The sequence below is a fragment of the Streptomyces sp. NPDC044002 genome (assembly GCF_056434525.1).
Window position 1 is genome coordinate 18,745 of sequence record NZ_JBWKEZ010000046.1, and the last position, 14,600, is coordinate 33,344.

The window sequence follows — 14,600 nt, forward strand, 5'->3', positions numbered from 1 at the left end:
GTCCGATGGGATACCTTCCCCCGCGTGATCGTCGTCGGCGGAGAAGCCCTGATCGACCTCGTGCCCGTCGAGCGGCCGGCGGGCGCCCTGCTGCCCCGGCCCGGCGGCGGGCCCTACAACACCGCCCTGGCGCTGGGCCGGCTCGGGGCGGAGGTCGCCTTCTGCTCCCGGGTGTCGGCGGACGGCTTCGGGGAGAGCCTGCTGGCGGGGCTGCGGGCCGCCGGGGTGGACCTCTCGCTGGTGCAGCGCGGGCCCGAGCCGACCACGCTGGCCGTGCCCTCGCTGGGCCCGGACGGCTCGGCCGTGTACGGCTTCTACGTCGAGGGGACCGCCGACCGGCTGTTCGCCCTGCCGCCCGCGCTGCCCGCGGGGGTACGGGCCCTCGCGCTCGGGACCTGTTCGCTGGTGCTGGAGCCGGGCGCGTCCGCGTACGAGGCGCTGCTGCGCCGGGAGTCGCGGCGCGGGCTGCTGACCCTGCTGGACCCCAACGTCCGCCCGGCGCTGATCGCGGACCCGGAGGCGTACCGGGAGCGGTTCCGGGGGTGGCTGCCGTACGTGTCGGTGCTCAAGCTCTCGGAGGAGGACGCGGCCTGGCTGGGCGGCCGGGTCGGCGACTGGCTGGCGGCCGGCCCGTCGGCGGTGGTGCTCACCCGGGGCGCGGCGGGTCTGACGGTGTGGACCGCGGACGGTGCGGAGCACAGCGCGGCGGCCCTCCCCGTCACCGTGGCGGACACCATCGGCGCGGGCGACACCGTCAACGCGGCGCTGCTGCACCGGCTCGCCGGGGCCCCGGACGCCGGCGCCGCCGACTGGCCGGACGTCCTGGCCTATGCGGCCCGCGCGGCCGCGCTGACCTGCACCCGGGCGGGCGCCGAGCCCCCTTACGCGGCGGAGCTGTAGCCCGGCGGCTCAGCCGATGGCCGCCCACAGGGTCCGGGCGAGGGCCGGGGCGAACTCCTCGACCGGCTGGACCACGTCGGCGCCGGAGAAGTGCAGGAAGAAGGCCCGCTGGAAGCAGGCGCCGAGCAGCAGCGCGGCGGCGGCCCGGGGGTCGGCGTCCTCGCGGAGCCGGCCGGCGGCGAGCTCGCGGCGCAGCCGCCCCTCCAGGGCGTCCAGCACCACGTGCGGGCCTGCGCCGATCTCCCGGACCCCCTCGCGGTGGCGGCTGAGCAGGGCGGGTTCGGCGAAGAGCGAGGCGGCCATCGGCATGGCCTCGGCGTAGAAGAGCGAGGCGTGCCGGGCGATGGCGGTGAGCGCGGGCTCTCCCCCGCCCTCGTCGGGGTCGGCGGCGAGGGCCGCCATCAGCGGGCCGGCGTTCGGGGTGCGCTCCAGCAGCACGCGCACGAACAGCTCTTCCTTGTTGGCGAAGTGCTTGTAGAGCGCCGCCTCCGAGCAGCCCGCCTCGCGGGCGATCGCCTTGGTGGTGGCGTTGGCGAGGCCGACGGTGCGCATGAGGCTCTCGGCGGCGTCCAGCAGGCGCTCGGGCGTGGGACGGCTTGACGTAGGGGTGGGCATTCACTCACCCTAGTGGACAGAGGGGTGAGTGAGCACTCACCCACCATCCTGGACGGGGGTCCCACGATGAAGATCACGGTGTTCGGAGCGACGGGCGGCGTCGGCCGCGAGGTGGTCCGGCAGGCGCTGGACGCGGGCCACGAGGTGACGGCCGTCGTCCGCGACCCCTCCCGGCTGGACGTGCCCGCGCACGACCGGCTGCGGGTGGCGGTGGTGGCGGACCTGACGGACGAGGAGGCGCTGCTGCCGGTCCTCGCGGGGCGGCAGGCGGTGGTCTCGGCGCTCGGCCCCGCGAACAACAAGCAGGCCCGGCTGACCCCGATCGCCGGACCGGCGCTGCGGGCGATCGTCTCCGCGATGGACCGGGCCGGGGTGAGCCGGCTGTCCGCGGTCAGCGCGGCACCGCTGGCGCCGGAGCTGCCGGAGGACGGGGTGCTGACGAGGGTGGTGGTCTACCCGCTGCTGCGGAGGCTGCTGCGGGACCTGTACGCCGACCTGGCGGTCATGGAGGCGGCGATCGGCGCGAGCCGGACCGAGTGGACGGTGGTCCGCCCGCCGCGGCTGCTCAACCGGCCGCGCACGGGGGCCTACCGGCGGGCGCTGGACGCCAATGTGCCGGGCGGGAAGGTGATCGCCCGCGGGGATGTCGCGGACGCGCTGCTCAGTGCCCTGAGCGATCCGGCGGTGGCGGGCCATGCCCTTGGCGTCGCCGCCTAGGGGGTGTCCGCGGCCGGGAGTGCCGCTGCGCGGGGCCGGCCCCTCCCCGCCCTTCCACCGTTCCCAGGGGCTCCGCCCCTGACCCCGGTCCTCAAACGCCGGACGGGCTATACATAGCCCCGCCGGCGTTTGAGGCGCGGGGGTCTGGGGGCGGAGCCCCCGGGGAACGGGCGAAGGGCGGGGCGGGGAGTGGCCCGCGCAGCGGTGCCCCCCGCCCCTGAGCGGGAGCGCTACGCCTTGCGGGTGCGGGGCGCAGCCTTCTTCGCCGGGGCCGCCTTCTTGGCCGCCGCCCGCTTCCTCGCGGGAACCGCAGCCGGAGGCGCCCCCGCGTCGGAGATCCGCTCCGCCCCCAGGATGTCCCGCAGGAACTTGCCCGTGTGGCTCGCGCCCACCGACGCGACCTGCTCGGGCGTGCCCTCGGCCACCACCAGGCCGCCGCCGTAGCCGCCCTCGGGGCCCATGTCGACGACCCAGTCCGCGGTCTTGATGACGTCGAGGTTGTGCTCGATGACGATCACCGAGTTCCCCTTGTCCACCAGCCCGGACAGCACCTTGATCAGCTTCGAGATGTCCTCGAAGTGCAGACCCGTCGTCGGCTCGTCCAGTACGTACACCGTCCGGCCCGTCGACCGCTTCTGCAGCTCCGACGCCAGCTTCACGCGCTGCGCCTCGCCACCGGACAGGGTCGGCGCGGACTGGCCGAGGCGGACGTAGCCGAGCCCGACCTCGTTCAGCGTGCGCAGGTGCCGGGCGATGGTCGGCACGGCCTCGAAGAAGTCCAGCGCCTCCTCGATCGGCATGTTCAGGACTTCCGCGATGGACTTGCCCTTGTAGTGCACCTCCAGCGTCTCCCGGTTGTACCGGTCGCCGTGGCAGACCTCGCACGGGACGTACACGTCCGGCAAGAAGTTCATCTCGATCTTGATGGTGCCGTCGCCGGAGCAGTTCTCGCACCGGCCGCCCTTGACGTTGAAGGAGAAGCGGCCCGGCAGGTAGCCGCGGACCTTCGCCTCCATCGTCTCCGCGAAGAGCTTGCGCACGTGGTCGAAGACGCCCGTGTACGTCGCCGGGTTGGACCGCGGGGTCCGGCCGATCGGCGACTGGTCGACGTGCACGACCTTGTCGACGAGGTCGTCGCCGTCCACCCGCGTGTGGCGGCCCGGCACCGACCGGGCGCCGTTCAGCTCGCGCGCCAGGTGCGTGTAGAGGATGTCGTTGACCAGCGTCGACTTGCCGGAGCCGGAGACTCCGGTGACCGCCGTGAGCACGCCCAGCGGGAAGGACACGTCGATGTCCCGCAGGTTGTTCTCCTTGGCGCCGTGCACCGTCAGCCTGCGCTCGCCGTTCACCGGGCGGCGTACGTCCGGGACGGGGATCGACTTCTTGCCCGACAGGTACTGGCCGGTCATCGACTCGCCGTTCTCCAGCAGCTCCTTCAGGGAGCCGCTGTGCACGACCTTGCCGCCGTGCTCGCCGGCGCCGGGGCCGATGTCCACGACCCAGTCGGCCACCTTGATGGTGTCCTCGTCGTGCTCGACGACGATGAGCGTGTTGCCCATGTCCCGCAGCCGCACCAGCGTCTCGATCAGCCGGTGGTTGTCGCGCTGGTGCAGGCCGATGGACGGCTCGTCCAGTACGTACAGCACGCCGACCAGGCCGGAGCCGATCTGCGTGGCCAGCCGGATGCGCTGGGCCTCGCCGCCCGAGAGGGTGCCCGCGGCGCGGTTCAGGGAGAGGTAGTCCAGGCCCACGTCCACGAGGAAGCGGAGGCGTTCGTTGACCTCCTTGAGGACCCGCTCGGCGATCTTCTTGTCGCGGGCGTCGAGCTTCAGCTGCCCCAGGAAGTCGGCGCACTCGCTGATCGACATCGCGGCGACCTCGGCGATGGAGCGCTCCATCACCGTCACCGCGAGCACGATCGGCTTGAGCCGGGTGCCCTCACAGGTCGGACAGGGCACCTCGCGCATGTAGCCCTCGAAGCGCTCGCGGCTGGCGTCGCTCTCGGACTCTGCGTGCCGGCGCTTGACGAACGGCACGGCGCCCTCGAAGGCCGTCGTGTACGCCCGCTCGCGCCCGTACCGGTTGCGGTAGCGGACCTCGATCTGGGTCTTGTGGCCGTGGAGCAGGGCCTTCTTCGCCCGCTGCGGCAGCCCGGCCCACGGGATGTCGGTCCGGAAGCCCAGCTCACCGGCGAGGGCGCCGATCAGCCGCTGGAAGTAGTCCTTGGTGTGGCCGAGCGCCCACGGCGAGACCGCGCCCTCGTCCAGGGACTTGTCCTCGTCCGGGACGATCAGCTCCGGGTCGACCTCCATGCGGGTGCCGATGCCGGTGCACTCGGGGCAGGCGCCGAAGGGCGAGTTGAAGGAGAAGGAGCGCGGCTCCAGCTCCTCGAAGGAGAGGTCGTCGTAGGGGCAGTAGAGGTGCTCGGAGTACATCCGCTCGCGCTCGGGGTCGTCCTCGGCGAGGTCGACGAAGTCCAGGATCACCATGCCGCCGGAGAGGCCGAGCGCGGTCTCGACGGAGTCGGTGAGCCGGCGCTTGGCGCTGTCCTTGACGGTGAGGCGGTCGACGACCACCTCGATGGTGTGCTTCTCCTGCTTCTTCAGCACGGGCGGTTCGGAGAGCTGGATGGTCTCCCCGTCCACCCGCGCCCGGCTGTAGCCCTTGGTCTGGAGGTCGGCGAAGAGGTCGACGAACTCGCCCTTGCGCTCGCGGACCAGCGGGGACAGCACCTGGAAGCGGCTGCCCTCGGGGAGCGCCAGGACCTTGTCGACGATCGCCTGCGGCGACTGCCGGGAGATCGGGCGGCGGCACTCGGGACAGTGCGGCTTGCCGATGCGGGCGAAGAGCAGGCGGAGGTAGTCGTAGACCTCGGTGATCGTGCCGACGGTGGAGCGGGGGTTGCGCGAGGTCGACTTCTGGTCGATCGAGACGGCCGGGGAGAGGCCCTCGATGAAGTCCACGTCGGGCTTGTCCATCTGCCCCAGGAACTGCCGGGCGTAGGAGGACAGCGACTCGACGTAGCGGCGCTGCCCCTCGGCGAAGATCGTGTCGAAGGCCAGGGAGGACTTGCCCGAGCCGGAGAGGCCGGTGAAGACGATGAGCGAGTCGCGGGGCAGGTCGAGCGAGACGTTCTTCAGGTTGTGCTCGCGAGCGCCACGAACGATGAGACGGTCGGTCACGCCGGTCGCACCTTTCTTGAGTGAGCGGGGGCACGGGCCCCGACTGTCCAGGGTATGGGGGGCGCCTCTGCGATGGGATGGAGTCTGGCTTCCGAGCGTATAGCACGCACATTCGATTTACGGCACTCCCGAGACCGCTTCACCCGATCGTGTGGCGGGCCCCCGCGAGCACTAGGCTCGGAACCATGACTGATCATGTGCACGACCTGGCCTCTGTACGTGAAGCCACGGACCGGCTGCTGACCGCGGTCGCGAAACTGGACAACGCCTCCCTCTCCGAGGAGTCACACCTCCCGGGCTGGACCCGCGGCCACATCCTGGCCCACCTGGCACGCAACGCCGACGCCCTCGTGAACGTCCTGGAGGGCCGCCCCATGTACGAGAGCGCCGCCGCCCGCGACGCGGACATCGAGCGGGACGCCGGGCGGCCCCTGGAAGAACACCTGACGGACCTCCGTGATTCCGGGGCCCGCTTCCTCGCCACCACCGAGCCCGCCCAGGACTGGCAGCGCACCGTCGAGCTGCGCAACGGCGTCACCGACCTGGCTGCCAACGTGCCCTTCCGGCGCCTCGTGGAGGTCGAGCTCCACCACGTCGACCTGAACGTGGGCTACGAGCTCTCCGACCTCCCGACGGAATTCGCCGACCGCGAGATCGCCTTCCTCGCCGACCGCTGGTCCGGCCGCCCCGACGTCCCGCCGGTCACCCTCCAGTTCTCGGACGGCACCTTCGTCGCGCGCACGGGCGGCACCGAGGGCACCCCGGTGACCCTCAGCGGCTCGCGGGAGGACCTGCTCGGCTGGCTGGCCGGCCGCGGCTCCAAGGGCGCCCACCTCGCCATCGAGGCCGGGGACGCCGTGCCCGAACTCCCCGCGCTCTAGGATTCCGACATGACGTACAGCGGAGCGGTCAAGGTCGGCGGTCCGGCCGACGTGCACGAACTCGCGGACCTGATGATTTCCAAGGTCGCGGTCGGTTCCATGAACAACAACGCGTACCTGCTGCGCTGCCGGGCCACCGGCGAGCAGCTGCTGATCGACGCGGCAGCCGAGGCGAGCACCCTGCTGCACCTGATCGGCGACGACGGCATCGCGTCCGTCGTCACCACCCACCAGCACGGCGACCACTGGAGTGCGCTCCAGGAGGTCGTCGACGCCACCGGCGCGCGCACCTACGCGGGCGAGTACGACGCCGAGGGCATCCCCGTCCCCACGGACGTCCTGGTCCAGGACGGCGACACGATCACCGTCGGACGGGTCACCCTGACCGCCCGCCACCTGGTCGGGCACACCCCCGGCTCGATCGCGCTGGTCTACGACGACCCGCACGGCCACCCGCACGTGTTCACCGGCGACTGCCTGTTCCCGGGCGGCGTGGGCAACACGTGGGGCGACGCGAAGAACTTCGCCAGTCTCATCGACGACGTCCAGCACAAGCTCTTCGAGCAGCTGCCGGACGAGACCTGGGTCTACCCCGGCCACGGGAACGACACCACGCTCGGCACCGAGCGCCCGCACCTCGCGGAGTGGCGCGAGCGCGGCTGGTAGCGAGCGCCGCTGGTCGCGGGCGCGGCTCGCGGCGGCCGCGGCCCGGGGCGGCCTCCGGTCAACACCGCGGGTCCGTGCACTCCTTCCGGTCGACCTTGACCGAACGCATGTCCTGGGGGCGCGGGTTGGGGTAGTTGCTGCACCATGCAACAACACCCCTCCCCGCCCCCCGCCACTTCCCCGGCCTCCCCCTCGATGCTCCGGCTCGCCACCGCCTCCCTGGTCGGCACCGCCATCGAGTTCTACGACTTCTTCGTCTACGGCACGGCCGCCGCCCTGGTCCTCGGCCCCCTCTTCTTCCCCTCCTTCTCACCGCTCGCCGGCACCCTCGCCGCCTTCGGCACGTTCGGCGTCGGCTTCGTCGCCCGCCCGCTCGGCTCGGCCCTCTTCGGCCACATCGGCGACCGCTACGGGCGCCGCCCCGTACTGCTCGGCTCGCTGCTCCTGACCGGCATCGCCACGGTGGCCGTCGGATGCGTGCCCTCCTTCGCCTCCATCGGCATCGCCGCGCCGGTCCTGCTGCTCCTGCTGCGCTTCCTCCAGGGGCTGGGCCTCGGCGGCGAATGGGGCGGGGCCGTACTGCTGACCGCCGAGCACGCCCCCGAACGGCGGCGCGGGCTGTGGTCGAGCTTCCCCCAGATGGGCCCAGCGGCCGGATTCCTGCTGGCCAACGGCCTGACATTGGGGCTGTCCGGGGCGCTGAGCGAGGCCCAGTTCGCCTCCTGGGGCTGGCGGGTGCCGTTCTGGGCGGCCGGGCTGCTGGCGCTGGCCGGGCTGTGGCTGCGCCGGTCGGTCGAGGAGACCCCGGAGTTCCGCGGCCTCGCCGAGGCAGGCCGGCAGGCCGACGCCCCGCTCGCCGAGGTGGTGCGCGGCCACTGGCGGCTGCTCCTGCTGACCGGCGGGGCGATGTCGGTCGGGTATGCCGTCTTCTACACGGTCACCACCTGGTCCCTCGCGTACGCCACCGGCCGGCTCGGCGTAGACCGGACCGTGATGCTGGCCATCGTCATGGCGGCGGTCCTGCTCAAGGGGCTGGTCACCCCCGTCCTGGCGGTGCTCGGCGACCGCTGGGGCCGGCGGCCCCTCTGCCTGGCCGGCAGTGCGGCCTGCGCGCTGTGGATGTTCCCGTTCGTCGCCCTGCTGGACACCGCGGACCCGCTGCTGATGACGGTGGGCTGCGTCGGCGCGCTGCTCGCGATGGTGCTGATGTTCGCCGTGGTCGGCGCCTACCTGCCCGAGCTGTACGCCCCGCGGCTGCGGTGCACGGGTGCGGCCGTCGGCTACAACCTGGGCGGCGTGCTGGGCGGGGCGCTGACCCCGGTCGTGGCGACGGCCCTGGCGGACGGCGCGGGCCCGCCGTGGGGCGTGGCGGTGTACCTGACGGGGGTCTCGCTGGTCAGCCTGGGCTGTTTCGCCCTGCTCCCGGACACCCGGCCGGCCCTGGCCCGGGCGGCGAGCAGCGAGCCCGCGGTGGCGTGAGGCGGGGTGCCGCGAGAACGGCGAAGGGCCCGGGAGCGGCTGCTCCCGGGCCCTTCCCGTACGGGCGGCCGGTCAGGCGTCGACGCTCTTCGGCTCCGCGGCGGCGGCCTCGGCCTCGGCCTGCTTCTTCGAGGCGATCAGGCTGGTGATGGTGGTGATGACCAGGACGCCGCAGATGACGCCCAGGGAGACCGGGATGGAGATCTGCGGGACGTGCACCCCGGACTCGTGCAGGGCGTGCAGCACCAGCTTGACGCCGATGAAGCCGAGGATCACCGACAGGCCGTAGCTGAGGTGGACCAGCTTCTTGAGCAGGCCGCCGATCAGGAAGTACAGCTGGCGCAGGCCCATGAGGGCGAAGGCGTTCGCGGTGAAGACGATGTACGGGTCCTGGGTGAGGCCGAAGATCGCGGGGATCGAGTCCAGGGCGAAGAGCACGTCGGTGGTGCCGATGGCGAGCATCACGACCATCAGCGGGGTCAGGACGCGCTTGCCGTTGCTCCGGATGAAGAGCTTGGTGCCGTGGTAGCGGTCGGCGACGCCGAACTTCTTCTCGATCGACTTCAGGAGGCGGTTCTCCTCGAAGTCCTCTTCCTCCTCGTCCTTGCGGGCTTCCTGGATCAGCTTCCAGGCGGTGTAGATCAGGAAGGCGCCGAAGATGTAGAAGACCCACGAGAAGGTGGTGATGATCGCGGCACCGGCCGCGATGAAGATCGCGCGCAGGACGAGGGCGATCAGTACGCCCACCAGCAGGACGCGCTGCTGGAGGTGGGAGGGTACGGAGAACTTCGCCATGATCAGGACGAAGACGAAGAGGTTGTCCACGCTCAGGGACTTCTCGGTGATGAAGCCGGCGAAGAACTCCTGGGAGGCCTGGGCGTTGCCGAAGAACAGCAGGCCGAGGCCGAAGAGGGCGGCGAGCACGATCCAGACGACGGTCCAGATGCCCGCTTCCTTGATCGAAACGTCGTGCGGTTTGCGGCCGATGAGGAAATCGGCGCCGATGAGGATGCACAGACCGGCAACGGTCAGCACCCACAAGGTCAACGAAACGTCCACGGTAATTCACGCCTCCGGCAGATGGCTCAGCACATGGTCAGCGTCATCGCTGCCGGAGGTCTCTTCCACCCGGCGGCCGTCAGGCCGCGGGCCGGCGCCCCGGGACTCACTGCGTCAGATCACCACAGTGGTCCGTATTGACGGGCACGCCGCGCAGGAAATAGCAGGAATACTCCCCTCCGCGGGTCCCAGGGTACCCGCGAAAGAGGTAAAAGGTAAAGGGCTCCCCAAGAAGAGGTCACCCACCGGTCATGGTCCGCTCATGGGCGGGTCGTGCGCCGCGCCTCCCGCACCCGCTCCAGAGCCCGTTCGAGCACCGTGCTCCCCTGCGGGGGCAGGTCCGGCTCGAAGGTCCAGGCGTGCTGGACCCAGGGGTCGGCAAGGTGGCCGTCCGGCACCGGGGACAGCCGCATCAGCGAGCGCCACAGCGGGTCCAGCAGCGGCCCGTACGCGGAGGCCTCCTCCCGGTCCGCGACCATCAGCAGGTGCACCCCGACCGACGGCCCCTCGTCGGCCAGGTAGCGCAGCTGGGTGACCGCCCGGTCGTCGAAGCCGTGCGGGAAGTCGTGCACGATCAGCAGCTGCTCCGCCCGGTCCACGTCCGCGGGCAGCTCCTCGGGGGCACCGGCCCGCAGCGCCATCTGTACGAGGTCCACGCGCCGCGTGAGCTGCGCCAGGGTCCGGCCGACCCCCTCGGCGCCGGCGGCGGGCGGTGCCGCCAGCACCCCGGCCCGCACCAGCGGGGCCAGGGAGGCGGCGCCCGCCCCTGCGGCGTCGATGACGTGGACGGAGATGCGGTCGGCGGGGTGCACCGCGAGCAGCCGCACGGCGTGCGCGACGGCCATGTCCATGGCGGCGCGGCGCAGCCGGTCGGTGTCCATGGCCATGGCGGCCTCGGAGCCGGTGCGGCCGTTGTCGATCCACAGGCCGCGCTCCAGCGGGACCCGCATCAGCATCGGGATCCGCAGGCCCGGCATCTCGGGCAGGCTCAGGTTGCCCAGGCGCAGCGCGAGCGGGGCCTCCTCGGGCACGCCGCCGCCGTGCCAGACCGGGTTGTCCCAGCGGGCGTACGCGGCCGGCAGCGCGGGTTCGACCACTTCGGACTCGGCGACCAGCTGGGCGAGGTCCCGGTCGAGGACGGCCCGGGCCTGCGCGACCAGGTCGTCCCGGCGGGCCCGGGCGGTCTCGCGGGCGGCGTCCCCGGCGCCGCCGATGCGGTGGCGCGGGTCGGACAGGGCCTCGTCCAGTTCGCGGTCCTGCCGCGAGTCGGCGAAGTCGACGGCGCTGCGGTAGGCGGCGACGGTGCGGGCCAGGTCCTCGAACATGCCCCAGACCTGGTTGTAGAGCCGCTCGTCCATGGACCAGCCGCTGGCGTCCCCGGCGACCGGGGCCGGGGGCCGGCCGGGGTCGGCGGCGGGAGCGGGCCGGGGTGCGGGCTCGGGGGCTTCGGCGCTGGTGCGCCGACGGCGCGGGTGGGCGTAGTCGATGGTGGGCGGGCCCTGCGTCGCCGCGGTGTCCCCCGGGGCGGAGGGGGCGGGGCCGGGCGTGCCCGGGTAGGGGACGCCGGAGACCGGGACCGGGCCGGGCGGTTCGGGGGCGGAGGCCGGAGCCGGGCTGGCCTGCCGGCCGGGGTGCGGGGTGCCCTGGGCCTGCGGGGGCAGGGCGGCGAGGGCGCGGTCGCCCCCGGCGGCCCCCGCGGGCCCGCGCAGGGCGGCGGCGGCCAGCTCGGCGGCCTGCGGCGCGGGCAGACCCCCGTCGGTGAGCAGGGCGCCGAGGCCCTCGGCGTACCCCTGGCCGACGGCCCGGACCTTCCAGGCGCCCTGGCGCCGGTAGAGCTCCAGGGCCACGACGGCGGTCTCGGCGCCGAGCCCGGTGAGGGTGAAGCCGGCGAACTCGGGCCCGTCCGGCGGGGCCACCGCCGCGTGCGGGGCGGGCACGGAGCCGAAGCCCGGCGGCCCGCCGGGCGGCAGGACGAGGAGCAGGCCGATCCGGTGGACCTCCGCGGCCACGGCTTCGAGGTCGACGGCCAGCGTGTGCCGGTCGGCGGCCTCCTGCGGCAGCCGGAGCCAGGCGGGGGCCGGGGCGCCCGGCCGGGCCAGCGCCCCGGGGCCCGCCAGACGGCCCTCTTCGTCGGCCAGGGACGCCAGGGCGAGCACGGGCGTGCCCGCCGAGACCCTGACCTCGACCCTGTCGTGGGGCACGGGGTGGTTCTGCCCCCGGACCAGTTCGGCCGTCATCGTGCAGCCCCTCCCCCGTGCCTTCTTCTCTTGTCGGTACTGCTCTTACAGGTGCGGCAGGATCGCCGGCATCAGGTCCTGGAAGGTCCGGCCGTTGGCCGGGTTGCCGAGGGCCGTCATCTTCCAGCCGGTGCCGGACCGGGACACCTTCGCCATGATCTGCGCGGTGTACTGGCCGCCGCCGTCGAGGGTGTAGCGGGCCAGCTCCTGGCCGTTGGTCTCGTCGACGATGCGGCAGAAGGCGTTCTGCACTTCCTGGAAGGTCTGGCCGGTGAACGAGTTCACCGTGAAGACGATCGTGTCGATGTGGACCGGGACCCGCTGGAGGTCGACGAGGATGGCCTCGTCGTCCCCGCCCTGACCCACGCCGCCGACCAGGTTGTCACCGGTGTGGCGGACCGAGCCGTCGTCGCTCTGCAGGTGCCGGAAGAACACCACGTCCACCGGCTGCGTGTCGGCGAAGAGCACCGCCGACGCGTCCAGGTCGATCTCCCGCGTCCGCGAGCCGAACAGCCCCCGGCGCTTGGCCGCCTGCCAGCCCAGGCCCATCCGGACCGCGGTCAGCGTGCCGCCGTCCTGCTTCTGCAGACTGATGGCCTGACCCTTGGTCATGTTGACCGTCACGCGTGTTCCCCTCTCCATAGCCCGCCCCTAAAGGCCCGCAGCGTGCACCTGCGGCGTTTCCACACCCTACTGACCGCCCCGGGGTCAGGCGAGGCCCGCTTCCCTCATCTGACGGAGCTCCTTCTTGAGCTCGCCCACCTCGTCCCTGATCCGGGCGGCGACCTCGAACTGGAGCTCGGCGGCCGCTCCCCTCATCCGCTCGGTCATCTGCTCGATGAGCGCGGCCAGTTCGGCGGCGGGCCGGTCGGTGGGCGCGGCGGCGGCGCCCTTGGCCGCCTTGCCGCCCTTCCCCTTGGCCGGGGCCGCGGCCTTGCCGCCGAGCGCGGGGACCGGGGCCTTGGCGGCCTTGCCGTCCTTGGCCTGCCGGTAGCCGGTGCCGAGGAGCTCCTCGGTGTCCAGCTCCTCGCGGGCGATGGTGGCGACGATGTCGTTGATCTTCTTGCGCAGCGGCTGCGGGTCGATCCCGTTGGCCGTGTTGTAGGCGATCTGCTTCTCGCGGCGCCGGTTGGTCTCCTCGATGGCCTTCTCCATCGCCGGCGTCATCTTGTCCGCGTACATGTGGACCTGGCCGGAGACGTTGCGGGCGGCGCGGCCGATGGTCTGGATGAGGGAGGTCCCCGAACGCAGGAAGCCCTCCTTGTCGGCGTCGAGGATCGCCACGAGCGACACCTCGGGCAGGTCGAGGCCCTCGCGCAGCAGGTTGATGCCGACCAGCACGTCGTACTCGCCGGCCCGCAGCTCGCGCAGCAGCTCGATGCGGCGCAGGGTGTCGACGTCGCTGTGCAGGTAGCGGACCTGGATGCCCAGCTCCAGGAAGTAGTCGGTGAGGTCCTCGGCCATCTTCTTGGTGAGGGTGGTGACCAGGACCCGCTCGTCCTTCTCCACGCGGCCGCGGATCTCGTGCACGAGGTCGTCGATCTGGCCCTCGGTGGGCTTGACCACGACCTCGGGGTCGACGAGGCCGGTGGGGCGGATGATCTGCTCGACGAACCCGTCGCCGCGGGAGAGCTCGTACTTGCCGGGGGTCGCCGACAGGTAGACGGTCTGGCCGATGCGCTCCTGGAACTCCTCCCACTTCAGCGGCCGGTTGTCGAGCGCGGACGGCAGCCGGAAGCCGTGGTCGACCAGGGTCCGCTTGCGCGAGGCGTCGCCCTCGTACATGGCGCCGATCTGCGGCACGGTGACGTGCGACTCGTCGATGACGAGGAGGAAGTCCTCGGGGAAGTAGTCGATGAGGGTGTTCGGGGCCGAGCCGCGCTCGCGGTCGTCCATGTGCAGCGAGTAGTTCTCGATGCCGGAGCAGGAACCGATCTGGCGCATCATCTCCAGGTCGTAGGTGGTGCGCATGCGCAGCCGCTGGGCCTCCAGCATCTTGCCCTGCTTCTCCAGCTCCGCGAGCCGCTCGGCGAGCTCGGCCTCGATGCCGGCGATCGCCTTCTCCATGCGCTCGGGGCCGGCGACGTAGTGGCTGGCGGGGAAGACGTAGAGCTCGCGGTCCTCGCTGATGACCTCGCCGGTCAGCGGGTGCAGGGTGGACAGGGCCTCGATCTCGTCGCCGAACATCTCGATGCGGACGGCCAGTTCCTCGTAGACCGGGAAGATCTCGATGGTGTCGCCGCGCACCCGGAAGGTGCCGCGCGTGAAGGCCAGGTCGTTGCGGGTGTACTGGATGTCAACGAAGCGGCGCAGGAGCTGGTCCCGGTCGATCTCCTCGCCCACCTTGAGGGGGACCATCCGGTCCACGTACTCCTGCGGGGTGCCGAGGCCGTAGATGCAGGACACGGAGGCGACGACGATCACGTCGCGGCGGGTGAGCAGCGAGTTGGTGGCGGAGTGGCGCAGCCGCTCCACCTCCTCGTTGATCGAGGAGTCCTTCTCGATGTAGGTGTCCGACTGCGGTACGTAGGCCTCGGGCTGGTAGTAGTCGTAGTACGAGACGAAGTACTCGACGGCGTTGTTCGGCAGGAGCTCGCGGAACTCGTTGGCCAGCTGGGCGGCCAGCGTCTTGTTCGGCGCCATCACCAGCGTGGGGCGCTGGAGCTTCTCGATCATCCACGCCGTGGTGGCGGACTTGCCCGTGCCGGTCGCACCGAGCAGTACGACGTCCTTCTCACCTGCGCGGATGCGCTTCTCCAGCTCGGCGATGGCCGCCGGCTGGTCACCGCTGGGCTGGTACGGGCTGACGACCTCAAAGGGTGCCACCGTGCGTTCGATCTTCGATACGGGCCGCATGAGTCCAC

11 protein-coding genes are annotated in these 14,600 nt (G+C 72.1%); 5 read left to right on the forward strand and 6 right to left on the reverse strand.

Going from position 1 to position 14,600, the window contains the following annotated elements; all coding sequences use genetic code 11:
• Nucleotides 1–24: 24 nt before the first annotated feature.
• On the forward strand, nucleotides 25–900 hold the full coding sequence (locus AC07A6_RS28635) for a carbohydrate kinase family protein (protein WP_386274078.1): 876 nt from the start codon (nucleotides 25–27) through the stop codon (nucleotides 898–900).
• A 9-nt stretch (nucleotides 901–909) separates the two neighbouring features.
• On the opposite strand, the gene AC07A6_RS28640 is transcribed toward AC07A6_RS28635, so the two are convergent.
• Nucleotides 910–1,515: a TetR/AcrR family transcriptional regulator gene (locus AC07A6_RS28640; RefSeq protein WP_478779068.1), complete on the reverse strand. Its 606-nt coding sequence runs from the start codon at nucleotides 1,513–1,515 to the stop codon at nucleotides 910–912.
• A gap of 24 nt (nucleotides 1,516–1,539) precedes the next feature.
• Here AC07A6_RS28640 and AC07A6_RS28645 point away from each other — a divergent pair, with 24 nt between their 5' ends.
• A complete protein-coding gene (locus tag AC07A6_RS28645) occupies nucleotides 1,540–2,232 on the forward strand; it encodes an NAD(P)-dependent oxidoreductase (RefSeq protein WP_478779069.1) in 693 nt (230 codons plus the stop codon).
• Nucleotides 2,233–2,462: 230 nt separating this feature from the next.
• On the opposite strand, the gene uvrA is transcribed toward AC07A6_RS28645, so the two are convergent.
• Complete coding sequence (gene uvrA, locus AC07A6_RS28650; RefSeq protein WP_478779070.1) at nucleotides 2,463–5,414, reverse strand: excinuclease ABC subunit UvrA; 2,952 nt, start codon at nucleotides 5,412–5,414, stop codon at nucleotides 2,463–2,465.
• A gap of 185 nt (nucleotides 5,415–5,599) precedes the next feature.
• Between uvrA and AC07A6_RS28655 the strand changes: the two genes are divergently transcribed.
• The 3 genes from AC07A6_RS28655 (at nucleotide 5,600) to AC07A6_RS28665 (ending at nucleotide 8,440) form a co-directional block, all read left to right on the forward strand.
• Nucleotides 5,600–6,295: a maleylpyruvate isomerase family mycothiol-dependent enzyme gene (locus AC07A6_RS28655; protein WP_362459418.1), complete on the forward strand. Its 696-nt coding sequence runs from the start codon at nucleotides 5,600–5,602 to the stop codon at nucleotides 6,293–6,295.
• A 9-nt stretch (nucleotides 6,296–6,304) separates the two neighbouring features.
• Nucleotides 6,305–6,961 (forward strand): MBL fold metallo-hydrolase, encoded by a 657-nt coding sequence (locus AC07A6_RS28660; RefSeq protein WP_478779071.1) that lies wholly within the window; start codon nucleotides 6,305–6,307, stop codon nucleotides 6,959–6,961.
• A 195-nt stretch (nucleotides 6,962–7,156) separates the two neighbouring features.
• Nucleotides 7,157–8,440 carry an MFS transporter gene (locus AC07A6_RS28665; RefSeq protein ID WP_386274358.1) on the forward strand — a complete coding sequence of 428 codons (1,284 nt, stop codon included), beginning with the start codon at nucleotides 7,157–7,159 and terminating at the stop codon, nucleotides 8,438–8,440.
• Between the two features lie 72 nt (nucleotides 8,441–8,512).
• Here the strand turns inward: AC07A6_RS28665 and AC07A6_RS28670 are convergent, their stop codons facing one another.
• From AC07A6_RS28670 to uvrB, 4 genes are all read right to left on the reverse strand, one after another.
• The gene (locus AC07A6_RS28670; RefSeq protein ID WP_362459408.1) at nucleotides 8,513–9,499 is read right to left on the reverse strand and encodes a TerC/Alx family metal homeostasis membrane protein; all 987 of its coding nucleotides are present in this window, start codon (nucleotides 9,497–9,499) and stop codon (nucleotides 8,513–8,515) included.
• Between the two features lie 260 nt (nucleotides 9,500–9,759).
• Nucleotides 9,760–11,736 (reverse strand): TerD family protein, encoded by a 1,977-nt coding sequence (locus tag AC07A6_RS28675; protein WP_478779072.1) that lies wholly within the window; start codon nucleotides 11,734–11,736, stop codon nucleotides 9,760–9,762.
• A 45-nt stretch (nucleotides 11,737–11,781) separates the two neighbouring features.
• Nucleotides 11,782–12,360 carry a TerD family protein gene (locus AC07A6_RS28680; RefSeq protein ID WP_362459403.1) on the reverse strand — a complete coding sequence of 193 codons (579 nt, stop codon included), beginning with the start codon at nucleotides 12,358–12,360 and terminating at the stop codon, nucleotides 11,782–11,784.
• Between the two features lie 84 nt (nucleotides 12,361–12,444).
• Nucleotides 12,445–14,592 carry an excinuclease ABC subunit UvrB gene (uvrB, locus tag AC07A6_RS28685; protein WP_362459400.1) on the reverse strand — a complete coding sequence of 716 codons (2,148 nt, stop codon included), beginning with the start codon at nucleotides 14,590–14,592 and terminating at the stop codon, nucleotides 12,445–12,447.
• Nucleotides 14,593–14,600 lie beyond the last annotated feature (8 nt).

Coding starts and splice junctions, on each gene's coding strand:
- AC07A6_RS28655 (WP_362459418.1), top strand. CDS start 5,600: ATGACTGATCATGTGCACGACCTGGCCTCTGTACGTGAAGCCACGGAC.
- AC07A6_RS28640 (WP_478779068.1), bottom strand. CDS start 1,515: ATGCCCACCCCTACGTCAAGCCGTCCCACGCCCGAGCGCCTGCTGGAC.
- uvrB (WP_362459400.1), bottom strand. CDS start 14,592: ATGCGGCCCGTATCGAAGATCGAACGCACGGTGGCACCCTTTGAGGTC.
- AC07A6_RS28660 (WP_478779071.1), top strand. CDS start 6,305: ATGACGTACAGCGGAGCGGTCAAGGTCGGCGGTCCGGCCGACGTGCAC.
- AC07A6_RS28675 (WP_478779072.1), bottom strand. CDS start 11,736: ATGACGGCCGAACTGGTCCGGGGGCAGAACCACCCCGTGCCCCACGAC.
- AC07A6_RS28665 (WP_386274358.1), top strand. CDS start 7,157: ATGCTCCGGCTCGCCACCGCCTCCCTGGTCGGCACCGCCATCGAGTTC.